The 23,367-nt window shown below is 55.6% G+C and carries 26 protein-coding genes; 7 read left to right on the top strand and 19 right to left on the bottom strand.

Features of this window, described 5'->3' with window-relative positions:
- Positions 1-3: 3 nt before the first annotated feature.
- On the bottom strand, positions 4-372 hold the full coding sequence (locus ACH50O_RS20945) for a DUF423 domain-containing protein (RefSeq protein WP_446809690.1): 369 nt from the start codon (positions 370-372) through the stop codon (positions 4-6).
- Complete coding sequence (gene moaB / locus ACH50O_RS20940) at positions 372-893, bottom strand: molybdenum cofactor biosynthesis protein B (protein WP_446809689.1); 522 nt, start codon at positions 891-893, stop codon at positions 372-374. The genes ACH50O_RS20945 and moaB overlap by 1 nt, the downstream gene beginning before the upstream one ends.
- A 157-nt stretch (positions 894-1,050) precedes the next feature.
- On the opposite strand from moaB, the gene ACH50O_RS20935 reads away from it, so the two are divergent.
- Together ACH50O_RS20935 and ACH50O_RS20930 are read left to right on the top strand one after the other, a co-directional pair.
- Positions 1,051-2,130, top strand: a complete 1,080-nt coding sequence (locus tag ACH50O_RS20935; protein WP_446809688.1) for an AI-2E family transporter — start codon at positions 1,051-1,053, stop codon at positions 2,128-2,130.
- Positions 2,131-2,637: 507 nt separating this feature from the next.
- Entirely contained in the window at positions 2,638-3,003 is a 366-nt protein-coding gene (locus ACH50O_RS20930; protein ID WP_446809687.1) for a Rieske (2Fe-2S) protein, read from the top strand.
- 65 nt (positions 3,004-3,068) lie between these two features.
- Here the strand turns inward: ACH50O_RS20930 and ACH50O_RS20925 are convergent, their stop codons facing one another.
- From ACH50O_RS20925 to ACH50O_RS20860, 14 genes are all read right to left on the bottom strand, one after another.
- Complete coding sequence (locus ACH50O_RS20925; protein ID WP_446809686.1) at positions 3,069-3,536, bottom strand: CBS domain-containing protein; 468 nt, start codon at positions 3,534-3,536, stop codon at positions 3,069-3,071.
- Between the two features lie 165 nt (positions 3,537-3,701).
- The gene (locus tag ACH50O_RS20920; protein WP_446809685.1) at positions 3,702-4,205 is read right to left on the bottom strand and encodes a M48 metallopeptidase family protein; all 504 of its coding nucleotides are present in this window, start codon (positions 4,203-4,205) and stop codon (positions 3,702-3,704) included.
- Between the two features lie 22 nt (positions 4,206-4,227).
- A complete protein-coding gene (locus ACH50O_RS20915) occupies positions 4,228-4,515 on the bottom strand; it encodes a DUF5710 domain-containing protein (protein WP_446809684.1) in 288 nt (95 codons plus the stop codon).
- Positions 4,516-4,661: 146 nt separating this feature from the next.
- The gene (locus tag ACH50O_RS20910) at positions 4,662-4,817 is read right to left on the bottom strand and encodes a hypothetical protein (protein WP_446809683.1); all 156 of its coding nucleotides are present in this window, start codon (positions 4,815-4,817) and stop codon (positions 4,662-4,664) included.
- A 159-nt stretch (positions 4,818-4,976) separates the two neighbouring features.
- The gene (locus ACH50O_RS20905) at positions 4,977-5,603 is read right to left on the bottom strand and encodes a TIGR04282 family arsenosugar biosynthesis glycosyltransferase (RefSeq protein WP_446809682.1); all 627 of its coding nucleotides are present in this window, start codon (positions 5,601-5,603) and stop codon (positions 4,977-4,979) included.
- The gene (locus tag ACH50O_RS20900; protein ID WP_446809681.1) at positions 5,600-6,391 is read right to left on the bottom strand and encodes a sterol desaturase family protein; all 792 of its coding nucleotides are present in this window, start codon (positions 6,389-6,391) and stop codon (positions 5,600-5,602) included. The genes ACH50O_RS20905 and ACH50O_RS20900 overlap by 4 nt, the downstream gene beginning before the upstream one ends.
- Complete coding sequence (locus ACH50O_RS20895; protein WP_446809680.1) at positions 6,391-7,074, bottom strand: TIGR04283 family arsenosugar biosynthesis glycosyltransferase; 684 nt, start codon at positions 7,072-7,074, stop codon at positions 6,391-6,393. The genes ACH50O_RS20900 and ACH50O_RS20895 overlap by 1 nt, the downstream gene beginning before the upstream one ends.
- A complete protein-coding gene (arsS, locus tag ACH50O_RS20890) occupies positions 7,074-8,042 on the bottom strand; it encodes an arsenosugar biosynthesis radical SAM (seleno)protein ArsS (RefSeq protein WP_446809679.1) in 969 nt (322 codons plus the stop codon). The genes ACH50O_RS20895 and arsS overlap by 1 nt, the downstream gene beginning before the upstream one ends.
- Before the next feature lie 3 nt (positions 8,043-8,045).
- Positions 8,046-8,702: a DUF3047 domain-containing protein gene (locus ACH50O_RS20885; protein ID WP_446809678.1), complete on the bottom strand. Its 657-nt coding sequence runs from the start codon at positions 8,700-8,702 to the stop codon at positions 8,046-8,048.
- A gap of 6 nt (positions 8,703-8,708) precedes the next feature.
- Complete coding sequence (locus ACH50O_RS20880; protein WP_446809677.1) at positions 8,709-9,392, bottom strand: TVP38/TMEM64 family protein; 684 nt, start codon at positions 9,390-9,392, stop codon at positions 8,709-8,711.
- Between the two features lie 50 nt (positions 9,393-9,442).
- Complete coding sequence (locus ACH50O_RS20875) at positions 9,443-10,873, bottom strand: dihydrolipoyl dehydrogenase family protein (RefSeq protein ID WP_446809676.1); 1,431 nt, start codon at positions 10,871-10,873, stop codon at positions 9,443-9,445.
- A 152-nt stretch (positions 10,874-11,025) separates the two neighbouring features.
- Positions 11,026-11,868 carry a glutamate racemase gene (gene murI, locus ACH50O_RS20870; RefSeq protein ID WP_446809675.1) on the bottom strand — a complete coding sequence of 281 codons (843 nt, stop codon included), beginning with the start codon at positions 11,866-11,868 and terminating at the stop codon, positions 11,026-11,028.
- 108 nt (positions 11,869-11,976) lie between these two features.
- Complete coding sequence (locus ACH50O_RS20865) at positions 11,977-12,603, bottom strand: glutathione S-transferase family protein (protein ID WP_446809674.1); 627 nt, start codon at positions 12,601-12,603, stop codon at positions 11,977-11,979.
- Positions 12,604-12,675: 72 nt separating this feature from the next.
- The gene (locus ACH50O_RS20860; protein WP_446809673.1) at positions 12,676-13,719 is read right to left on the bottom strand and encodes a methyltransferase domain-containing protein; all 1,044 of its coding nucleotides are present in this window, start codon (positions 13,717-13,719) and stop codon (positions 12,676-12,678) included.
- A 310-nt stretch (positions 13,720-14,029) separates the two neighbouring features.
- Here ACH50O_RS20860 and ACH50O_RS20855 point away from each other — a divergent pair, with 310 nt between their 5' ends.
- The 5 genes from ACH50O_RS20855 to ACH50O_RS20835 are packed head-to-tail and all read left to right on the top strand — an operon-like array spanning position 14,030 to position 21,484.
- Positions 14,030-14,695, top strand: coding sequence for a response regulator (locus ACH50O_RS20855; RefSeq protein WP_446809672.1), 666 nt, complete (start codon positions 14,030-14,032; stop codon positions 14,693-14,695).
- Positions 14,692-16,017, top strand: coding sequence for an ATP-binding protein (locus tag ACH50O_RS20850; RefSeq protein ID WP_446809671.1), 1,326 nt, complete (start codon positions 14,692-14,694; stop codon positions 16,015-16,017). Before ACH50O_RS20855 ends, ACH50O_RS20850 begins: the two co-directional genes overlap by 4 nt.
- Entirely contained in the window at positions 16,014-17,336 is a 1,323-nt protein-coding gene (locus tag ACH50O_RS20845) for a TolC family protein (protein ID WP_446809670.1), read from the top strand. The genes ACH50O_RS20850 and ACH50O_RS20845 overlap by 4 nt, the downstream gene beginning before the upstream one ends.
- A gap of 36 nt (positions 17,337-17,372) precedes the next feature.
- Positions 17,373-18,413, top strand: coding sequence for a membrane fusion protein MtrC (locus tag ACH50O_RS20840; protein ID WP_446809669.1), 1,041 nt, complete (start codon positions 17,373-17,375; stop codon positions 18,411-18,413).
- Positions 18,410-21,484 (top strand): efflux RND transporter permease subunit, encoded by a 3,075-nt coding sequence (locus ACH50O_RS20835; RefSeq protein WP_446809668.1) that lies wholly within the window; start codon positions 18,410-18,412, stop codon positions 21,482-21,484. The genes ACH50O_RS20840 and ACH50O_RS20835 overlap by 4 nt, the downstream gene beginning before the upstream one ends.
- Here the strand turns inward: ACH50O_RS20835 and ACH50O_RS20830 are convergent.
- The 3 genes from ACH50O_RS20830 to coaD all read right to left on the bottom strand — a co-directional run bounded on the left by ACH50O_RS20830 (position 21,473) and on the right by coaD (position 23,358).
- Positions 21,473-22,522 carry an NAD(P)-dependent alcohol dehydrogenase gene (locus tag ACH50O_RS20830; protein ID WP_446809667.1) on the bottom strand — a complete coding sequence of 350 codons (1,050 nt, stop codon included), beginning with the start codon at positions 22,520-22,522 and terminating at the stop codon, positions 21,473-21,475. The genes ACH50O_RS20835 and ACH50O_RS20830 overlap by 12 nt on opposite strands.
- A gap of 102 nt (positions 22,523-22,624) precedes the next feature.
- The gene (locus tag ACH50O_RS20825; protein ID WP_446809666.1) at positions 22,625-22,870 is read right to left on the bottom strand and encodes a YfhL family 4Fe-4S dicluster ferredoxin; all 246 of its coding nucleotides are present in this window, start codon (positions 22,868-22,870) and stop codon (positions 22,625-22,627) included.
- Positions 22,871-22,872: 2 nt separating this feature from the next.
- On the bottom strand, positions 22,873-23,358 hold the full coding sequence (gene coaD / locus ACH50O_RS20820; RefSeq protein WP_446809665.1) for a pantetheine-phosphate adenylyltransferase: 486 nt from the start codon (positions 23,356-23,358) through the stop codon (positions 22,873-22,875).
- Positions 23,359-23,367: the final 9 nt, after the last annotated feature.

Genomic DNA, 23,367 nt, shown 5'->3' with positions numbered 1-23,367 from the left:
CTATCACTCCTGATTTCTCTGCCAAGCAACATAGGCCAATAGTCCCCATGCAGCTAAAAAGGCCAGGCCGCCGAACGGCGTAATCATCCCCAGCCAACCGATATTGAATATCGCCAGTAAGTATAGACTGCCGGAAAACAGCACGATGCCGGCCACCAACAACCAGCCGGCCCAGCACAGCAACTTATGCTCCGGTAACACCGCGATTAGGGCCAAGACCAATACGTGCCACATCTGGTAACTTACCGCAGTTTTGTAAACATCCAGCAGATGCTCGGACAGCAAGTGCTTTAAGCCATGCGCGCCAAATGCACCCATCGCCACACCGACAAAACCGCCGACTGCGGCCAGAAACAAAAAAGGCGGACGCATCATTTCTCCAACAGGCGCGGCATCAGTTGCACCAGATTACAGGGCCGGGTGCGGTAATCCAGTTGCTCCTTGATCAAGGACTCCCAGGCGGTACGGCAGGCCCCGGATGAACCGGGCACGCAGAATATATAAGTGGCGTTGGCGACGCCGGCGATAGCCCGAGACTGCATGGTCGAGCTTTTGATGTCTTGGTAGGAAAGCATCCGAAACACTTCGCCGAAGCCGTCCAACACTTTATCCAACAGCGGTTGAATCGCTTCCGGCGTACCGTCGCGACCGGTCACACCGGTACCGCCGGTGGTGATCACAGCATTAACCGCCGGATCGGCGATCCAATGACTGACGGCGGCGCGGATTTGGTAAATATCGTCGGGAACGATTTTTTTATCGATCAAGATATGGCCGGCATCGGTCAAACCGCTAACCAAGGTTTGCCCGGAGACATCATCCAATTCGGTACGAGTATCCGAGACTGTCAACACGGCGATATTGATCGGAATAAACTCTCGGGCTTCGCTCACGATAGGACTCTCCAACTAAAGACTACCGCATTCTATGTAAAGCGCAGTCGGACAAGCAAGCGTTGTTTAAATAGCCTGTTGTCATACCGGCTTAATCGATAATGCCGTACACTCCCGACTATCCATTCAAATTCAGTTAGCTGCCGTCTACCCGATCATGCCTATCCAGATTTCCCGTTACGAAAAAATCGCCAGTCTGGCGGCCTTGTGTCTGCTGCTGTTTGCCTGTTATCAGGTGTTAAGGCCGTTTATCTTCGACTTGTTATGGGCGGCCATTCTGTGCTTTGTCACCTGGCCGCTATATGCACGCTTACGCGATTGGAAGCTAACCGCCAACTGGGCCGCCACCGCGATGGTGTTACCTATCGGCATATTGCTGCTGACACCCTTCGTCGCGGCCGCCCTTACCTTTACCGACGACATCAATCGTCTACTGCAATGGCTAAATCAGAGCCGGCATGTTTGGCCGGAACCGCCAACCTGGCTGCAAGCCCTGCCGCTGGTCGGCGACAACGCCGTCACCGCTTGGCAAAGCTTCGGCGAAGACTCCAGCCGCCTGGTCAATCTGGCCCGGCAGTACGCCTTGGGTGCCAGTAGCTGGGTGCTGCAACAGGGGATTAGTTTAGCCGGCGAGTTAATGCATATGGGGCTGGCAATTTTGGTGCTGTTTTTTTTCTATCGCGACGGCGAACACGTGGCCCAACATGTCGTGATTGGCGTCGAACGCCTGGCAGGCGAGCGCACCCAACGTATCCTGCACATCGTACGCTCCAGTCTGCGCGCGGTGGTATACGGCATACTCGGCACCGCCCTGGTACAGGCTTTGGCCTCCATTCTGGGCTTTGTCATCGCCGGCGTGCCTTACGCCTTTGTGTTGGGTGTAATCGCCTTCTTTTTGATGATCATTCCGGCGGCCGGCACGGTAGTCTGGCTGCCGATTGCACTATGGCTACTGGCCGAAGGCGAAACCGGTTGGGCAATTTTCATCGCACTGTGGTTTTTACTGTTCGTCGGCACGATAAACAATTGGCTACGGCCGATTCTGATCAGCCGAGAAGTGGAGTTGCCGTTTGTGTTGATCGTATTCGGCATCTTCGGCGGCTTGCTGGCGTTTGGGTTTATCGGCGTATTTATCGGCCCGACCTTGCTGGCCACCAGTTATGCCTTAATTCTGGACTGGCTGATTCGCAGCGAAAACGAGGCGCAGGAAGCCGAAGCCGGCTTGCGCGACAGCTAATTTTGCGACTATTTTCTCGCACGAAAAACGTGGTTTGGCTCGGCACCCATCTCGGTTGAAATACGCTAAAGTAAGTTATTACTATCTTTATCCGCGCATTCCTGATAGATTCGGAGCCGTGATCGAACCGCAGTGAGATCACAAACGACCGACAATGACAGCAAAACTGCAACCTTGCCCCTCGTACTCCTACCGTCTCCTCTTGCACTTGCCTTCCGGCAGCCCGAAGAAACGTCTTAATTAATTCAGCACCACCCCCAGCAAAAATCGAGGCTTTAATGATTTTACGCACTCCGCCGCCACCCCGTATCGGCTGGCACTACGACACCTATTTCCTGGCCCAATTAAACAAAACCAAGAAACCGGCCACAGCTTCTTAATATCCGCTAGCTCGGATACGCTCGCTAAACATCAGCGGCGACTTGCTTACTCACCGACGATCGACCAACAAAACCGACTGTTTTATGGCCCGAGGTTTGCTTCCGAACATAACGGAGGATAAAAATCATGTCGGTGAAACACCAATTTACCATCTGCCCCGCCCAACAAGTTCCCGAGCTCGGCAAATTTTCGTTTAGCCTGCTCTATCGAGGCTTACCGCGTAACGCGGTTCTGGTGCGCTTCCAGGGCGAAGTCTACGGCTATCTGAACCAATGTGTTCACATGCCCAAGGCATTGGATTGTGAGAACAGCAACATTTTCGACGCATCCGGACGCTATTTGCAGTGTTCCATGCACAGCATCTGCTACGACCCGATTAGCGGAGAGTCTTTAAGCGAAATTTGCTTGGGCAAAAAACTGACCGCGTTGAAAGTCAAAGAAGAGAACGATTGGATCTATTTAGTGGACAAAAGAGCTGCAATCGCTAGCTAAAGCCTTAGCAGGACGCGAAACAGCCCCCTTTACTCAGACGGCATGCATAATAAATCCGCCCGGATTTAGCTGTGTGCGGCACCTTCTTTGATCTGCTGTTCCAGCTTTTCGTGCGCGCGTTCCAGTTTGGCAAACACTCTTAAAATATCGGTAGCGGACAATATGCCGACCAATTTATCCTTTTCCACCACCGGCAACGCGCCGACCCGGTGTTCCGCCATCATTGCCGCCGCTTCCGACGCCGGCGTTTCCGGGGTAACGGTGTAAACGCCGCGATGCATGATATGCACCACTTTTTGCGATACCACGTGCAATTGCGTATTGTCTTTGGCAGGCTCCACCGCATTGGAATTACTTTTTGGCCCAAGGGCTTTGTACAAATCGCGATCGGAAACGATGCCGACCAATTTGCCTTTCTCGACCACAGGCAAATGGCGGATTTTCTCGTAATGTATCAAGAAGAACACGCGATCGATCAAATCGTGCGGTTCGACGGTAAATACCTTGGTGGTCATTAACTCAGCTACACGCATGATGTTTCTCCAATATAAATGTCTGTAAAAAAGTAAGTAAATTCTGACGCAATAGTCGAACTATAGCTAGGCAAAATCAAGAAAAATCGAAATCAATTAGATCCGGGCGCGGGTAATTTCTTGGAAAGGCTTGCTGCCCAGCCTCCGCCACAGCCTAGCGGCAATTCAATAAAGTTTCCCACCCAAATCCAGACACGTCAGATAAAGCCGCATATCGAACTCCAATTGGTGATACTCCGGCTCCATGTGCTCGCATAATTTGTAAAAAGCCTTGTTATGCTGCTTCTCTCGTAGATGCGCCAACTCGTGCACGACTATCATTTTTAAAAATTCCGGCGGCGCAATTTTAAAGACCGAACCGATGCGAATTTCGTTTTTTGACTTTAAATTACCGCCTTGCACTCGCGAAACCACGGAATGCAAGCCCAAGGCCTGATGCGACAAATCGATTTTGTCGTCGTAAACAACTTTGCTAAGCGGACCGGATTGCCGTAGACACTGATTTTTAAGGTCCATCGTGTAGGCATAAAGCGCTTTATCCGTCTTTATGTCATGCGGGCGGGGGTATTTTTTTTGCAAGAGAGCCGGCAACTTATCGCTTGCGATCAGCCGATTTACCTGCTCGGTGACGGTAGGCGCGTAACCGGCCAGGTATTTCAAAGGGCGCATTAGCTATAGTCAAACAGGACGTTCAATCCCATGGCGGTTCGTCGCCGTCATAGGCCACAAAGTTTTTGTCGCTAGCGCGGGTTGTGCCGCCGACAGCGTTATCGGTGACAACAGGCAGCTTGACTATATTGGGCGCGCCAACAGGAGACGCAACAACAACTGACTCGGCTTGCCATTTGGCAAACAGCGCCAGGTCCTTATTGGCCGGGACATACCATTTCTTAACGGCTGCATCCCATCTGGCGCCAAGCGCTTTGGCCGCGTCTTTTTCGGCGTAGGGTACGTTCAGGTAAGTTTTCGCGTCGGCCATTTACAACAGTAATTGATTGTATACATCGCAACATTGTAAATCATTGCTTACGCCAGCGAAGCGGATAATCCCTTTTTTCCCAGCCTATACACAGAGTGCAGGCCGCTTATCGAAACAACTGCCGGGCGGGCCAAACCACACGCAAATCAATTCTTACGGTTTTTCCGGCTCGAACTCATATTGCTGGCAAAGGTGGTCGCCGCAAATAATGCGGATGAAATAATAAAATCGCCCGAGATGAATTCGATAACACCGGTCACGAATACCAAGCCGGTGACAATATCTTTGTGTAATTGATTCATGTTCGTTTCCCGAAGTAATACACGGACTTAGACTATATGCCCGATTACATTCATTGACAATGATTCAAAAAACACATTGATTGATCGCTAAAAGGAAACAAACTCATTTAGCCTGTTGCCGATGTTCTCTAGCGCCATAAAAACGCTGCCGATTAATTCTTAAGCAGAATAGAGGGCTTGAAATCGGCGCCAATCTTCGACGCTATCGACATCCCACTGCTCGGCTAGCTCGTGCAATTTCAGACCGCTATAGGTAACGCGCCGCTGGGTTTCGGCCATGACCGCGTTGCTGCCCCAGGGCATATTCGCAAACAACTCGGGCTGCGGTTGGTTCATGCCGATCAACACATAGCCACCATCTTCCGCCGGCCCCAGCACCAGATCGGCGCCATCCATCAATGCCGCAAATGCCTGCCGCAGATTTTCGATGCTCAAACTGGGACAATCGCAGCCGATCAACACCACACGCCGGTAAATCTGCAAGGCGTCGGCAAAAGCAGCCTGCATCCTTTCGCCCAAGCCGGCGCCGTTTTGGCGATGCAAGGTCAACGGGTAATTTGCCGCACACTGTTGAAAAAACGCATGCTCAGGATCGGGCGCGCAACACAAACGCACGTCGCACAGAGACTGGTGAAAAGCACGATCCAGCGTAAAACGTGTCAGTTCGATATGCGCCGCAACCGCTTGCGCGGCGCTCAAGGCCGGTTGCAGCCGGGTTTTGACTTGGCCCGCCACCGGCGCTTTGCAGAAAATCAACAATACGCAATCGGGAAACAGATAACTCATCTCCCGCGTAGACGCCGAAACGGCAAGGCCAATAGGCCGACAAAACCCAGTTCCGCACTATCGCGATACTCGTCCAAACCTATCGTCATTTCGGTTTGCGTTTTTCTCGCCTGCTCGCAATAGGTTTTGAACAACCTATCCCAGCACGACAACGAGAAGCCATAATTGCTATCGGTCTCCGGCTGAAACGCGGAATGATGAATGCGATGCATATCCGGTGTCACCATCAAATAGCGCAAGCAGCGCTCGATGACTGGCGGCAGGCCGACATTGCCGTGATTGAATAAGGCACAACCGTTTAAGATCACTTCAAATGCAATCACCGCGACTGGATCAGCACCCAGCAACACCACCAGCACCACCTTGTAAAGCATCGACAGCATGATTTCCATGGGATGAAAGCGCACAGCAGTCGTGGTATCGAAATCCATATCAGTATGATGTACCTGATGCAAGCGCCAAAACCAGCGCCAGCGATGGGCGGCGATGTGTTGGGCATAAATCGCCAGATCCAGCAGCAATAGACTCAGCGTTATCGACAGCCAACTCGGCATTGATACCAGATTGAACAAGCCAATTTGTTGCTCGGTAGCCCAAATCGTCGCCAGCCAGGCCGCAGCGCCGATGCTTAGCCGCATCACGCCGACATTCAAGATCGCCAACCCCAAGTTAACCGGCCAGCGCCGGCGCCGTTCCAAGCTCAATTGCCGCTTCGGTCGCAACAATTCCCAAGCCGCCATTAACAAGAATATCCCCAAAAACACGCCCAAGCGCACCATTGCTTCCATCACTGCCTCCGATAATACCGCGCCGCCAAATCATCCGGATTAGCCCCGAAAAAATACCGCAGCCGCAAGCGCCACATCAATAAGATGGTAGCCAGGATACCGTGTTGCTGCCAGCGCCGCGCGGACGTAACGACATTGGCCTTCAAACAGCAAGGTTCAGCGAGTTTTTTCAGCAATTTGCTGATGGCAATATCTTCCATCAACGCAATCTCCGGAAAACCGCCCACGGCCTGAAAAGCCTGCCGGGTAATGAAGAGGGCTTGATCGCCGGTGGCAATACCGGTCAGCCGGGAGCGCGCATTCATCATCAAGGCAATCAATTTAAAAACGGCTTGCCGGCTGTCGAATTGCACATCAAAACGCCCCCAAACCGCGCCGTGCTTCACCGCCGACATAATCAAATCGATAGCCTGATCCGGCAATTGAGTGTCGGCATGCAGAAACAACAGTACATCCGCTTGCGCATATTGCGCCCCCAGATTCATTTGTCTGGCCCGGCCGCACGGACTTTGCAAAACCTGATCGACCAATGACTCGGCAATAGCCGAACTGACATCTTTACTGCCACCATCAACCAACAGCAATTCGCAGCGCGTTCTCAGTGGCTGCAAAGCTTGCAATTTGCCCTCAAGCTGCGCCGCCTCGTTGAAGACCGGCATGATAATGCTGATTTGCGGGATCATTAACCTTGGGCACCCAAAGCGCCGCCGCAACTGCTGCCTTGGCCAGCGGTACAGCCGTAACAATGCGCGGCCGTGGCTATATCCGCACCGTGCAATGCCGCTGCGTTCAATTCGCGAATATGCGGCCGGGGCTTATCGGCCACCAAAGGCATCGCCAGCATCTGATTAAAATCGCAGTCGTACACATAACCCTGCCAGTCGATGCTAATGGTATTCAGGCACATCAGGCCGGCTAGATTCTCGGCACGGAAACTATCGCGGAGCAGACTCAGATATTCCTCAAACCGCCCCTGACTGACCAACATGCTACCGAAGCGCTGAATCGGCATATTGGCAATCGCGAACAGGCGATTAAACACAATGCCGTAATGCTGATGCAGATGCTGTTTGTATGCCAGCTCCAAGTTGTGCTGATCCGGCGGCAATACCGCCTCTTGCGGGTTAAACACCAGATTTAACTGCAACGAACTATCCGGCTGGCCGTAACCCAAGCCATTCAAGCGTTGCAAGACTGCCAGACTATCCTGAAACACGCCCTTACCACGTTGTTTATCGACATTTTCCTGCAAATAGCACGGCAAGGAAGCAACGATCTCGACCTGCTGCTCGGCCAAAAACTCGGCAAATCCTGCATAAGCCGGCTCTTCCAGAATCGTCAGATTGCAACGGTCGATAACCTTAATACCCCTGTCTCGCGCCGCGCGCACCAGAGATTGAAATTGCGGATGCATCTCCGGCGCGCCGCCGGTTAAATCCAGGGTGTGAATCTTGGCTGCTTCGGCAAACGCCAACACCTGTGCCAAGGTATCCTCGCTCATCAACTCGGTACGTTTCGGCCCGGCGTTGACATGGCAATGCACGCAACTGAGATTGCACAGATAGCCGAGATTGATTTGCAGAATTTCCAACGATTTGCGGGAAATAGCCGGGAAGTCGCTGTTGACCAGTAAAGGTCGGGTGTTGTACATGCATTAATCCTTGGAAAACCAAATATCACCGTAATACGCCAAAGCCTGGCCACCGCTGTTGTCGGTGTCGGTCATCAGCGCCAATGCATCAATGTAGCGGATGTCTTCGCCGAACAGTTTTTGCAGGTCGGCTCTGACGTTGCGTTTTTCCTTGAGCCAGACATTTAGCTTAGCTTCCGTGCCACGCAACGCCAACATCATCGCGTGATCGCCGGCAAACGCATTCGGCCAGACGGTGTCTTTGGCGGTGTTACCGGCCCAGACATAATTAATGGCCTTGGTATTCCAAAATGCCAGCCCGCCTTTTACCACCACGTAGACGCGGGCCGCATAATCGTCGCCGGCCTTGCTTTGTTCGTTTAGCCCACTCAGGCGTTGGCCGACTCGCCACGACCAGTTCAGAAACGGGGTTTGCTGCAAATCGATACGTTGCTCCTTGAACAAGCCGGAACCGGCGGCGCGGCTGTCGGCTTGCAATGCGGCGCCGCCGTCAACGCTTTGCAGATTATATTGGGTGTGGCCTTTAAAGCTTTTTTGTTCCCAGCCGTCCAGGCGGTTTTGGCTGAATTCACCGAGCGGCACACGCGGTTCCGCCGCCAATGCAAGCAAGCTCGACAATGCCAATAGAAGTAGTGATCTGGTCAGTTGACGATTCAACATTCCGTCTTACCCGCCAAATCGATTCGGTTGCAAGTGTTTGGACAATACCGGGATCAATGCCAAGCCGCCCAGCAGGCTCAGGGCCAGCAACGTTTGCCAGGAAAACACATCATCCAGCCGGTTGATATTGCCTAGCGACTGCCCCAGATTGGCAAAAATAAAGCTGCCCGGCAGGATACCGACAAAGGTTGTAATTACATAGGTGCGCAACGATACCTGGGTAAAGGCCGGCGCCAGATTCACCAGCCAGAACGGGAACAGCGGCACCAGGCGCAGGAACAGCAGGTAATTGAAAGCATCTTCCTGAAAGCCCGCCAACAGCTTTTGCGACAACGCATGACCTTGCAGACGCTGCCTGGCCCAATCCGCCAATAAATAGCGAGCCAGCCAGAACACGGCGGTGGCGCCTAGCGTCGCGGCCAGCAGAATCAAGACCGTGCCGACCCAACGCCCGAATAAAAAGCCCAGCAACAAGGACAACACCGTACCGCCGGGGAGACTTAAAGCCGTTGACAGGGTATAGACTACGCCGCCAGCCAGCAGCATCGCCAGATAATGCCGCTCGGTGAAAGCCGTGAGCATTTGCCGATGCTCGCTAATGTTCTCAAGGCTAAACAATTGCGGGCCGTCGAACAGAAAGAACGCGGCTATCGCAATCGGCAGCAGCCAAATCAAATAGTGCTTTTGCATGACTCTTTCTCCTTAATGCAAACGACCAGTTCGCCTTGATCGGCGTTTACTTAGCCTCTTAAACCGAATAACCATTTAAGCCAGCGCTTACGCTGGGGTGTCAACGCTTCCTTCAGGCGCTGGTCGGCGACTCGGCGATTGATTTGCGCCAGCGTCGGGTAAATATGAATGGTGTTGCTCAAATCGGCGGCAGACATGCCCTTGCTGATTGCCAACACGTATTCGGCGATCAATTCTCCGGCTTGTGGCCCGACGATACAGGCACCCAACAGTTTACCGCGCGGCGTGGTGATGATCTTGGCCATACCGACGGTTTCGCCAGCCGTCACCGCCCGGTCGATGTCGGCAAACGGGAAACGATAGACACGGTGCGGTAAGCCTTGCGCCACGGCTTCGGTTTCCGACAAACCCACCCGCGCCAGCTCCGGATCGGTATAGGTACACCAAGGGATGTTGCGGGTTTGGGCTTTGCTCGGCCAATGAAACAGCGCGTTCCTTAACACCACGTCCGCCTGATGCTCGGCCATGTGGGTAAACAAATACGGGCCGGCAACATCCCCGCAAGCATAAATGTTTTTATTGCTGGTGCGCAGCCGGGCATCCAATATCAAGCGGCCATTGTCCAGTTCGACGCCGGCCAAGCGTAGCCCCAGATTTTCCAGATTGGGCTTGCGCCCGGCCGCGATCAACAGATGGCTGCCTCTAAGCCAATACTGGCCTTGTTGCGGATGTTCCAGCAACACGCGCACTTCGCCATTGGCATGCTCGAATTTCAGCACTTTAATGCCCAGATGCAAATCAACGCCTTCCTGCTTGATTTGCTGATACAGCACCGCGCTCATATCTTCGTCCTCGCGCGGTAACAGGCGGGGCGCCAGATCGAACAGCGTCACCCGGCTACCCAGCCGGGCCAGGCTTTGTGCCATTTCACAGCCGATAGGTCCGCCACCTAATACCAGTAATTGCGGTATCGGCTCCTTCACCGCAAACAGGGTTTCGTTGCTTAGATACGCGATGTTTTCCAGGCCGGGTAATGGCGGAATCGCCGGGCGGGTGCCGGTGGCAATGACAAAGTTTTTGGCGCGGACTTGTCGGCCGTTGACGGTAAAAAGGTTTGGAGTGGTAAATTCACCGGCGCCGAAAATGACTTCAACGCCCAAGCCGGCAAAACGTTCCGGGCTGTCGTTGGGTTCGATCTGGGCAATCACGCTTTGCACCCGCCGCATTACTTTGGGCAAATCGATGGCCGGCGTTTGCGCAGCAACGCCAAAGCGCTCGGCATCGCTGATGATTTGTGCAACCTTGGCACTGTGAATCAGCGCTTTGCTCGGCACGCAACCGTAATGCAAACAGTCGCCGCCCAAGGCGCGTTTTTCCACCAACACCACTTTCGCGCCCAAGCTTGCCGCACCGGCAGCCACCACCAAGCCGGCCGCGCCGCCGCCAATGACGCATAGATCGAATTCTTGCGCGCTACGCATGCAGCCTCCCATGGTCAATCAAATCCGGTAATCGCGATAGCCGGCAAAATCTCAGGCAATTTAGATTAGGTATCGTTCCCCGACTTTACTCGTATGGCGAAGGTTTATGCCTGAGGGTTCTGCAAATGGCCTTACAACCCAAAACGCACTCGCTAGCCGGAGGCTCCGAAACCTGTCGGTTGACAAGAACGCTGCGGCTCAATCTCCAAAACCTCCACTCTGCTGCCCCATAGCGCGGATATGATTGCACTAGCACCGCTGCCTCCTGCGCTTGAAACAAAACGAACCTCTACCGGACGCTCTGCGCATATTGAGGCTCGGTTATCGCCCAAGCGCCGGGCGACTTCCTTTGCAACCGCGGTAGCCGGGTCGATTATCGCGACTTCCGCACCCACGATGTCGCGGATGAGCGGGGCAAGAAAGGGATAGTGGGTGCAGCCAAGCACAATCGTATCCGCGCCAGCCGCCAGTAGCGGCGCAAGATAACGCTCCAGAAGCTCACGCGTCGCCTCGCTGCGCAGTTCCGCTTTCTCGACTTGTTCTACCAGCCCCGGACAAGGCTGCAATAGAATTCTAATGTCTTGGCCATAAGTGGCGCAGAGCCTGGCTACGTTAGGGCTGGCCAGCGTTTGACTGGTAGCCAGCACACCAACCACGCCCGACTTAGTCGTTTGCGCCGCCGGCTTAATGGCCGGCTCCATGGCCACCACGGGCACCGGGCACCAGGCGCGGAGTTTGGCGATGGCGACCACGGTCGCCGTGTTGCAAGCCACTACTAGCGCTTTTACGCCCGCATCCAACAGCAATCCGGTGATAGTGCTTGCCCTATCCGCGATAAAATCCGCATCGCGATCGCCGTATGGCGCGTAGCCGGAGTCGGCTACGTAAAGCAGGTTTTCCGCTGGCAACTCGTCGCGAATTGCTCGTAGCACGGATAGGCCGCCGACACCTGAGTCAAATACGCCTATCGGGGCATCGTCGCGAAGGGTTGTCATGGCTGGTTGCGGTTTGTCTTTACGAAGCGAAGCACGATTTAAGGAATGGCGGTTTGGCGCCGCACTATACCACTATCAATGCCCATCCTTCGATACCCGGCCGCCTGATCAGGATTGGCGACTTTGCAAGTAATCTTCGTTAAGGCGAACGGCATTTAGCGCCGCCGGACGAGCATATACTCGCGCGACATAGTCTGAAAACAGCGGACGTTTTTCGATAGTGCCGAACATCATGCCCCAACCTAATTGCGAACCAACGTACACATCCGCCGCGGTAAATTGATCGCCGCAAATATAAGGCCCTGTAGCCAGCGCCTTTTCCAGGGTATCGATAGTCGCGTCGTAACTGCCGAAGCCGACAAATCCGCTCTTGCCTTCCGGCACCTGCCAGCCCAGGGCCTTCGCAGTCACCGCCAATTCCAACGGTCCCGCCGCGAAAAACAGCCAGCGATAGTAATCCGCCCGCGCCGGATGGTTGACCGGCGGTATCAGGTTTTTCTCCGGAAAACGATCGGCCAAATAAGCGCAGATGGCGGCGGTTTCCGTGATCAAGGCCGCGCCGTGCTTCAAAGCCGGCACTTTGCCCATCGGGTTCAAGGCAAGATATTCGGCGCTTTTCATCGCCGGTCCGAATTCCAGCCATACCGTTTCATACGGTACGCCGGTTTCTTCCAACATCCAGTGGGCTATACGCCCGCGCGATTGTGGATTGGTATAAAACATCAGTTCGTTCATTGTGCGATTCTCCTTGGCTGCGGATAAATTGACTATCGGAAACTAAAGCGCGGCGGATTTACGCCAATACGCTTAACAACAAGCCCCATCGGCCTTCGCCGTTTGCCCTTGCGCAACCGGCCCGCAGTCGAATAAACCAAAATGCCGGGACTGATCGCCCAACACCTGAAAATACTCGGCATAGCGGGTCGCGGCCAGCATGTCGGCGGTGTTGCCGCACACCCGCAACGGCCGGCCGGTTTCGAAATAGTGATGGTCGTCCAACTCAAAAGCATGCGGATGCTCGGCTATGGTTCCCAGATAACAAGCCACTTGCCCGTAATCTTCACAGCGGTCTTCCAGTTCCAGTTTGAAGGCTCGCACCGTCACCGACTTGAAGTTAACCATGCCGATCTTGGCGGCCACCTCTGGATCGTCCAAGCTAATGGGGTTTTGTTTGACAACCCGCACATCAGGGCAACCCAGATTGTGCAAAATCCGTCTAAAGTCTTCCCAATATAAAGCGCCGCCCAGGCATTCGCCCAACAGTACCGGATCCTGACGCAATTCGACAGGAATACGGCGATCGGCAAATACGTCGGAAAAATACAATTCACCGCCCGGCTTTAACACCCGAAAAATTTCCGCCAGCACCCTGGCTTTTTCCGGCGACAAATTAATCACACAGTTGGACACCACCACATCGATGCTGTTGTCCGCTATTCCTATAGGTGCCAGATTTTCGATGTGGCCATGCAGAAACTCCACATTGGCATAACCAAAACGTTCGGCGTGCCAATCCCGGTGCCGCACCGCCACTTCCAACTGTTCCAGCGTCATATCGACGCCAATCACCCGCCCGGTGGACCCCACCAGCTTGGACAGCAAATAGCAGTCGCGGCCGCTGCCGCAGCCCAGATCCAGCACGGTTTTACCCTGTAAGGCCGGCGGCAGCGGCGAACCGCATCCGTAAAAGCGCTCCAGCACCTCCGGATGCAAACCGGCCAATAACGCTTTCAAATATCCGGGCATGGCGTCGATGCTGCAACAAGCGCTGGTTTTCAGATCGCTACTGGATTGCAGTACTTGGCCGTAATAATGCCGGACCGATTCGCTAATTTCGATACTGTCTTGCATAAAATTCTCCGTAATCCGCAAATGCCGTAAACGACTCGAGCCAGTTTTAGCTAAATCGTCGCGATTGAAAAAAGCCTACAGTGCTGCAAAACCGGCGCCGCAAACCAAAGGTTTTAAGATAATGTCGCCAAGATTATAGGGCAATTCCCTTGCGGCATTATCGCCCGAATCATTACTTCGTCGCCGGTGGAAAACAATGCAGCTGCGGAGTTGTGCCGCGGGTTTTAACTGATTCGCCGGCCGCTAAGCCTTAATACTGGCTTAAATCTTGCCGTAGCATACTGAAACCACTTCCTGTTAAGAGATCACAATGCGTGTATTACTAGTCGAGGACGATGCCATGATAGGCCAGGCGCTTTGCCAAGGTTTGGCCCAAGAGCGTTTCAGCGTCGATTGGCTGCGCGATGGGGTGCAGGCGCAAATCGCGCTTGCCGCACCGTCGGCGGAATATGCCGTACTGTTGCTGGACTTGGGCTTGCCGCGCCTGTCCGGTCTGGATTTGCTGATCGACCTGCGCAAATGCGGCAATGCCATTCCGGTATTAATCCTGACCGCCCGCGATGCGGTGAGCGACCGGGTCGCCGGCTTGAATAGCGGCGCCGACGATTACTTGGTAAAGCCTTTCGAACTGGAAGAACTAGTGGCTCGCATTCATGCCCTAATCCGCCGTAGCGCCGGACGCGGATCTTTGGATATCGAATACGGCGAATTGCGCATGAATCCGCTCCGCCACGAAGTCTGGCTGCACGGCAAAGCCGTGGAATTGTCGGCACGCGAATTTGCGCTGCTGCACGCCTTGCTGGAAAAACCCGGAGCAGTACTGTCCCGCACCCAACTGGAAGAACGCCTTTATGGCTGGGGACAGGAGATCGCCAGCAACGCGGTTGACGTACACCTGCACAATTTACGCCGTAAATTAGGCGCGGATATCGTCGCCAATGTCCGCGGCGTCGGATTTCGGGTGGCAAAACCATGAAATCATCTATTCGCCATCGCCTGACAGTTTGGTTAATACCGGCCTTACTGGCAACCTGCGCGGTGTTTGCCGTGCCGACCTGGCTTAACGTTCATGACGAAATCGACGAACTGTTCGACCAGATTCTGCGGGAAGCGGCTTATTCCTTGTCCAATTCCAGCTACTCGCCCAAGGTAGAACCCGCTCAAAACCGGCGAGCGCCACACCGGGAGAACATCGATCTGATCAGCCAAATACGAGACTTGGACGGGCGGATACTGTATCGCTCTCATTCATTTTCACCGCTACCGCAAGGCAATAAGTCGGGATACGATACGCTCGTTTGGCGCGGAGAGAATTGGCGGGTCTTCAATTTGAAAACCGACACCGGCTCGATTCAAATCGCGCAAGCCTTACGCGAACGCCGCGAAACCGCGAATGAAATCACCTGGCATTTACTCGCGCCGCTATTAATTTTGTTGCCTGGATTGGCGTTAGTGGTCAGGTGGGGCATCGGCCAGGGTCTGAGGCCGCTGCAAGAGGTCGCCACGGCGGTGGAGCGACGCAATCCAAATTCGCTGGAGCCTATCCCTCCGCAGGATTTGCCGGAGGAAGTCAGAATATTAGTCTGCGCCTTGAATAGTCTGCTAGAGCGACTGGATCAGGCTCTGGTAACGCAGCGCCAGTTTACCGCCGACGCTGCTCACGAATTGCGCAGTCCGCTTACAGCTTTATCCCTGCAGGCGCAACTAGCGGAACGCGCCGGCAAACCGGCGCAGCGTTCGGCGGCCTTACACTCGCTTAGGCAAGGAATCGACCGCGCCAGTCATTTGGTTCAACAGCTACTGACATTGGCCCGCCTCGATCCGGAAGCGGGCGGCGATCCGCACGGCCCCGTATATCTCGACGCGTTGGCGCGCTCCGTGGTGGCCGATTTAGCACCGATAGCCGCCAGTCGAAACGTAGACCTCGGCATCACCCGGGCGGAACCGATCTTGGTAAACGGGTCCGCAGAGTCGCTACGCATTCTGTTGCGCAATTTGATCGATAACGCCATCAATCATTCCCCGTTCGCTGCCCGAGTGGATGTCAGTGTAATTGCGGCATCCGGCGCAGTCCGCTTGGAAGTAGTCGACACCGGTCCCGGCATCCCTGCCGCTGAACGCGACCGCGTGTTCGACCGTTTCTACCGGGGACTGGATAGTCCGGCAGCAGGCAGTGGACTGGGGCTGGCGATCGTAAAGCGTATTGCCGACCGGCATCGGGCCGGCATCACGCTGGCGGCCGGCGACAACGGCCTGGGTTTGAAGATAACAATTCATTTTCCGGAAATCCCCGCATGAAGCATTTATCGACATATGGACAGACAATCTGGCTCGCGACCTTACTACTAACGGCTTGCACACCGCAAAGCAACGGCTTGGAGCGGGTAGCCGACGATCTGGAACAGCGCACGGGACAACGCATTACCGAAGCCCAAACCAATGAAGCGGCGTGGCCGCCCAATGTCGCCCTGGCGGACGGTTTGTCCGAAGACGAGCTGGTCAGTCTGGCGCTATGGAACAACGCAGCTTTCCGCGGTACTCTGGCCGATCTGGGTTTGTCCCGCGCCGACCTGGTACAAGCCGGCATGCTGCCCAACCCCAGCTTTTCGATGTTGGTACCCTTAGGCGCAAAGCCCTTGGAGCTAACGGTACGCTATCCCCTGGAAATATTCTGGCTGCGCCCGCAACGTATCGACCTGGCTAAATTGGATATCGAACAAACCGCGCAGCGGCTGGTACAAAACGGTCTGGACTTGATCCGCGACGTGCGGGTGGCAAACGCGGAGTTGACGCTGGCCTCGGATCGTCTGCAACTGGCTGACGAGTCCTCCAAACTCACCCGAAGCATCGCCGAACTGACCCAAGCCCGATTAAACGCCGGCGATGCGAGCGAGCAGGAAGTCGCCAATGCCCGGGTCGATGCGCTACAAGCCGAGGAGCAACGCGGCCGCTTGCAACGCGATGTCGAAATTGCCGGCGAACGCTTGCGTCATCTGGCGGGACTTAGCCTGGAACAATGGCCTGAGACCGTAGCCAACAGCCCGTTACCGGCCGACGAAGCGTTTGATAGTACAATACTGTTACCCGAAGCCCTCGCCTCACGCCCCGACCTGCGCGCCGCCGAAATCAATGTCGAAGCGGCCGGACAGCGCATCGGCCTGGCACGAGCCGAGGTGTTCAATTTCACTGCCAGTCTGAATGCCAAACAAATCAATGGCCCTTTACTGGCTGGGCCGGGGCTGGATGTGGTACTGCCCATCGTCAATCAAAATCAAGGCGGCATAGCCCAAGCACAAGCGCGTTTCGACAAGGCGGCCAGACAATACCTTGCCATCCGCCAGCGAATCGCATTGGATATCCGCGAAGCCTCCGTCAGACTGCAACAGGCCCGCGATAGCCTTAATCGATGGCAACAAACCATTCTGCCGCCGTTGGCGGCCAGCGTACGCGACGCCGAAAACGCTTACGCGGCGGGCAATGTCACCTATCTATACGTACTCGAAAGCCAACGCCGCCAGTTGGATGCGCGGCTAAAATCGGCTCAAGCCGCCGCCGATCTGCGCCGGGCTCGCGCGGAATTGGAACGTAGCGTCGGCCATCGGCTGAACCCTGCTTAAGCGGCAATATTTTTCGGATTCCACGGTCGGACCCTAATGAAAACCACTCTTCAAATCATCGCTCCATCGGCTTCCCTTCTGATTGCCGTTTTATTGCTGAACGCAGGCGCTGCGTTTGCCGCCGAATCGGCATCGGCCCCGCCCGCCAAAATCGAACATCCGATGAAGGAAGCCGAATTAACTCGGGTCCAGCTGACGCCGGATGCGGAGCGGCGGCTAGGCATAGTCGTCAAAACGGTGGAACAGCGGCAACTTAGCCGCAGCCGGCTGTTCGGCGGCGAGATTACCTTGCCGGCTCAGGCCGGAACCGCCAATGGCAATCAGTCGGTTTATGCGCTACTGCCCTCTTTGGCCCCGGCCGAGTTGGTGCGTTTGGCGCAGTCGCAAATCGACGCCGACGGCCAGGTTGAACAAGCCAAGGTGCAAGCACAAGCGGCGCAACAAACCTTGAATCGAACCGAGCAGATGCGCCGCGACAAGGTCGGCACCGACCGTGCCGTGGAGGATGCGAGAGCACAAGTGGGCTTGGCCGCCGCCGCACTAAAGACTGCGCATGCCCGTCGCGACCTGCTCGGTCCGGCTTTGCTGGATGTGGCTAACCGGGCCACGCTATGGGTGCGCGTGCCGGTATACGTGGGCGATGTCGCAACCTTGGACACGCGCGTCCCGGCCAGTGTGGGCGAATTGAGAAGTACTCCCGGCAAGCCCGGTCTTAAGGCGGTCCCTGTATCGGCGCCACCTTCCGCCAACCCGGCCGCTGCCACGGTGGATTTGTTCTACGAGGTCAAAAATTCGGACGCTATGTTGCGTCCCGGTCAGCGGGTCGGCGTGACCATCCCGTTACGCGATGCCGGCAACAGCGTGGTGGTGCCCTGGTCGGCAATCGTGTACGACGCGGATGGCGGCAGTTGGGTTTATCAATCGCTGGATGCGGGCATCTATCTCCGGCGCCGGGTACAGGTGATATGGGTGGAGAATGACCAGGCCGCTCTGGCCGGCGGTGTGCAAGAGGGTGTAAAAGTGGTAACAACCGGCGCCGCGGAATTGTTCGGCACCGAATTCGGAGCGGGTAAATGATGCGTTGTCTTATAGCCGCCTCCTTACACCAACGGGTATTGGTGCTGGCCTTGGCTTTAGTACTGGTAATTTTCGGTATCTATGCCGCTCGGCAAATGCCGCTTGATGTATTTCCGGAATTCACCCCGCCGCTGGTGGAAATCCAGACCGAAGCCCCCGGCCTTTCCACCGAAGAAGTCGAAAACCTGATCAGCGTACCGTTGGAAAGCGCGGTGAACGGCACCGCTTGGCTGAAAACGCTGCGTTCGAAATCGGTACTGGGTTTGTCCTCAGTCGTCTGCATTTTTCAGGAAGGCACCGATCTGATGCGGGCGCGGCAACTGGTACAGGAACGCATCGCCACTGTCGTTCCGCGCCTGCCGGCGGTAGCGCGGGCGCCGGTGCTGTTAGCCCCGCTGTCTTCCACCAGCCGGGCGATGAAAATCGGCGTATCCTCGGAAAAATTGTCGCAAATGGCGCTTTCCGAATTGGCGTTATGGACCATCCGGCCGCGACTGCTGGCCGTTTCTGGCGTTGCGAACGTGGCCATCTGGGGGCAACGCGACCGGCAATTGCAGGTGCTGGTCGATCCCGACCGGCTGGCGGCTCATGGAGTGACGCTGGATGCGGTGATCCGGGCCGCCGGCGATGCGGCAACGGTGTCGGCCGGCGGCTTCGTCGACATCCCCAATCAACGCTTGCCGGTACGGCATTTGTCGCCGGTGGAAACGCCGGAAGATTTGGCCCGCACCGTCGTGCAATTCGTTGGCGGCGCGCCGTTGCGCTTGGGCGATGTCGCCGAGATCGTCGAAGACCATCCGCCGCCGATCGGCGACGCGGTAATCAACGATGGTCCCGGCTTGCTGCTGATAGTTGAGAAACAACCCTGGGGCAATACACTGGAGGTCACGCGTCACGTCGAAGCCACGCTGGCGGCATTGCAACCCGGTCTGCACGATGTCACTATCGACCCGACCATCTTCCGGCCGGCAACCTTCATCGAACGCTCGCTGCACAACCTGAGCGACGCGCTGATACTGGGGTGCGCGCTAGTCGCGTTGATATTACTCGCCTTCCTCTTCGAATGGCGTACCGCCGTCATTAGCCTTTCCGCTATCCCGCTGTCGCTACTGGCCGCTGCGGCGGTACTTTATCTGCGCGGCGGCACGCTCAACACCATGGTCTTGGCCGGCTTGGTGATCGCCGTCGGCGAAGTGGTGGACGACGCCGTCATCGACGTGGAAAACATCATGCGCCGGCTACGCTTGAATCGAGCAGCCGGTAGCCCGCTGTCGCCATTCCGCGTGGTCTTGAAAGCCTCGCTGGAAGTGCGCAGCGCCGTGGTATTCGCCAGTTTGATCGTGGCCTTGGTGTTCGTGCCGGTATTTTTCCTCGACGGCCTGGCCGGCACGTTCTTTCGGCCGCTGGCCTTTTCCTATCTATTGGCGATTTTCGCTTCGTTGCTAGTGGCGCTGACCGTAACGCCGGCTCTGTGTTTACTGCTGTTGCCGAATGCGAAACAACGGGAAGGCGATGCGCCGCTGACGCGTGTATTGAAACAACAATATCGCAAAACCATGCCGGCCATTATCGCCCGTCCGCACTGGGCCGCAGGCATTCTGCTTACCACCTTTCTCCTGACCGCCCTGGCTTTGCCGCGTCTTGGCGAATCGTTTTTGCCCAACTTCAAGGAAACCGATTTTCTGATGCACTGGGTCGAGAAACCCGGCACTTCGCTGGAGGCGATGCGCCGCATTACACTGCAAGTCAGCAAGGAGCTGCGGGCGATACCCGGCGTGCGTAATTTTGGTTCGCATATCGGCCGGGCCGAAGTAGCCGACGAAGTAGTCGGACCCAACTTCACCGAATTGTGGCTCAGTCTGGATACCTCGGTGGATTACGACAGTACCGTGGCGAAAATCCAGGCCGTTGTCGACGGTTATCCGGGCCTGTACCGCGACCTGCTGACGTATTTACGCGAGCGTATCAAGGAAGTGCTTACCGGAGCCAGTGCAACGGTAGTCGTGCGGCTTTTTGGCCCCGATTTGGCGATACTACGCGACAAGGCTGCCGAAGTCGGCACGGCTATTAGCGGCGTGCCGGGGGTGACCAATCTAAAAGTGGAACCGCAAGTGTTAATTCCGCAGATTCAGATTAGACTGCGGCCCGAGGCAGCCGCCAACTTCGGTTTGACGCCGGGCCAGGTAAGACGCGCGGCCACTACCTTGATCAAAGGCAGTAAAGTCGGCGAAATTTACCGGGAACAAAAAGTGCTGGATGTCGCGGTATGGGGCGTGGAACGGGTCAGACATGACTTGGCTGCGCTGCGGCAATTGAACATCGATACGCCTTCCGGCGCGCACGTTCCGTTGGGCGACGTCGCCGACCTGGAAATCACCCCGGCGCCCAACGAGATCAAGCGGGAGAACGCCTCGCGCCGAATCGACGTGACCTGCAACGTCAGCGGCAACGATCTAGGCGGCGTGGCCCGGGAAATCGAAACCCGCGTCAAAGGTTTAAGTTTTGCTCGAGGCTATCACCCGGAGTTCCTAGGCGAATACGCCGCGAGGCAAGCATCCAGCGAACGCCTGGCTTGGCTAAGCTTTGCTTGTTTGCTGGGCATCCTGGTCTTACTGCATGTGGACTTTCGCTCTGTCCGTTTGGTGCTGCTGGTGGCACTGACCTTACCATTCGCATTGATCGGCGGGGTGGCGGCGGCATTCTTCAGCGGCGGCGTGTTATCGCTCGGTTCGCTGGTCGGCTTCATCACCGTGCTCGGCATTGCAGCCCGTAACGGGATCATGTTGTTGAGCCATTACCGGCATCTGCAACAAGACGAAGCAGTACCCTTCGGCCCGGGACTGGCCATGCGCGGTGCCGAAGAACGCCTGGTACCTATCCTGATGACCGCCGCCTGCGCCGGGCTGGCTTTATTGCCGCTGATCGCGAAAGGCAATATCTCCGGCCATGAAATCGAATACCCGATGGCCGTGGTAATACTCGGCGGCTTGATTACCTCGACCCTGCTGAACCTGTTTTTAATGCCGGCACTGTACAACCGATACGCAACGACGACGGCATCAAGCCTGTAAGGTCGCCATATCGATAACGAAGCGGTATTTCACGTCGCTTTTCAGCATCCGTTGATAAGCATCGTTGATACCGGCCATCGGAATCAGTTCGATGTCGGAAACAATATCGTGCTCGGCGCAGAAATCCAGCATTTCCTGGGTCTCTCGAATACCGCCGATCAACGAACCGGCCAGGGAACGGCGGCGGAATATCAGATTACCGACGTTCGGCGACGGATGCGGATCGGACGGTACGCCGACCAGACACATCGTGCCGTCGCGCTTCAACAGGCTTAGATACTGATCCAAATCGTGCCGCGCGGCGACGGTATTTAAAATGAAATCGAAGCTATTCAGATGCTTTGCCATTTCGTCGGCATGTTTGGAAATCACCACCTCGCTTGCGCCCAAGCGCTTAGCGTCGGCCTCCTTGCCTGGCGAAGTGGTAAACAGCACCACTTCCGCGCCAAAAGCATGCGCGAATTTCAGCCCCATGTGACCCAAGCCGCCCAAACCGACGATGCCGACCTTATGGCCTTTGCCGATTTTCCAATGCCGCAACGGCGAATACGTGGTAATGCCGGCACACAGCAAGGGCGCTACCGCCGCCAGATCCAGCTTATCTGACACACGCAATACAAAACCCTGATCGACCACGATCTGATTGGAGTAGCCTCCGTAGGTCATTTTGCCGGTATGTGGGTCCGGACTGTTGTAAGTGAATACAGTGTGGGCGCAAAACTGTTCCTGATGATCCCGGCAATCGGGGCAGACGCCGCAAGAATCGACCATACAGCCTACCCCGGCCAAATCGCCCAATTTAAAATTCGTCACTTGGGCACCGACCTCCACAACCCTGCCGACGATTTCGTGCCCAGGCACTACCGGAAAAGTCGTGCCGCGCCATTCGTTACGCACTTGGTGCAGATCGCTATGACAAACCCCGCAATACAGGATTTCGATACGCACATCCGTGGGTCCGGGTTGCCGGCGTTCGAAATGAAACGAGCGTAACGGCGTTTGCGGATTATAAGCAGCATAGCCAACACTTTTGAGCATATCGATCTCCTTCGTTTAGATTGTGCGATGCCGGCGCCGAAGCTCAGCCCGTCGCTTGATTTTGCCGTTTTAGGCACATACAAGCGCCTGAAGCGGCAAATATTAACTCGTCAGTTTCAAATACTTTTTATACAGACTGTCCTTGTCCTCAACCACATCCGGATCCTTATCAATACAATCCACCGGGCACACTTCCATGCATTGCGGCTTGTCGTGGTGGCCGATGCACTCAGTGCACAGCGAAGGGTTAATCACATAAATCTCTTCGCCTTGCGAAATGGCACCATTCGGGCATTCCGGCTCGCAGACATCGCAATTGATACAGTCGTCGCTAATAATCAGCGCCATAATTACTCCTGGGAAAATTTTTCGGTTAAGCGTTGTTTGACCAATTCAGGCACGAAGCTGGACACGTCGCCATTCAGCTGGGCGATCTCGCGAATCATGCTGGACGAGATGAATTCGTATTGTTCCGCCGGGGTCAGAAACACGGTTTCGATGTTTGGCGACAGACGACGGTTCATGCCGGCCAATTGAAATTCGTATTCAAAATCGGATACCGCGCGCAGGCCGCGGATGATCACGCTGGCTTGATGTTGCTTGGCGCATTCGACCAGCAAGGTATCGAAGCCGATCACGCTGACATTGCTGAACTCGGTCACCACTTCCCGGATTAAGGCTACCCGCTCTTCCAACGAAAACAGCGGCTGTTTGCCTCGGCTGACCGCCACGGCGACTATCACATGTTGGTAAAGCCGGGAGGCGCGGTGGATCAGATCCAGGTGCCCGTTGGTGATGGGGTCGAAGGTGCCGGGATAAATCGCGGTAATGTTCATCTGCTTTAG

It is taken from the genome of Methylomonas sp. 2BW1-5-20 (assembly GCF_052474515.1).
This window is presented reverse-complemented; position numbering and strand designations above follow the sequence as displayed.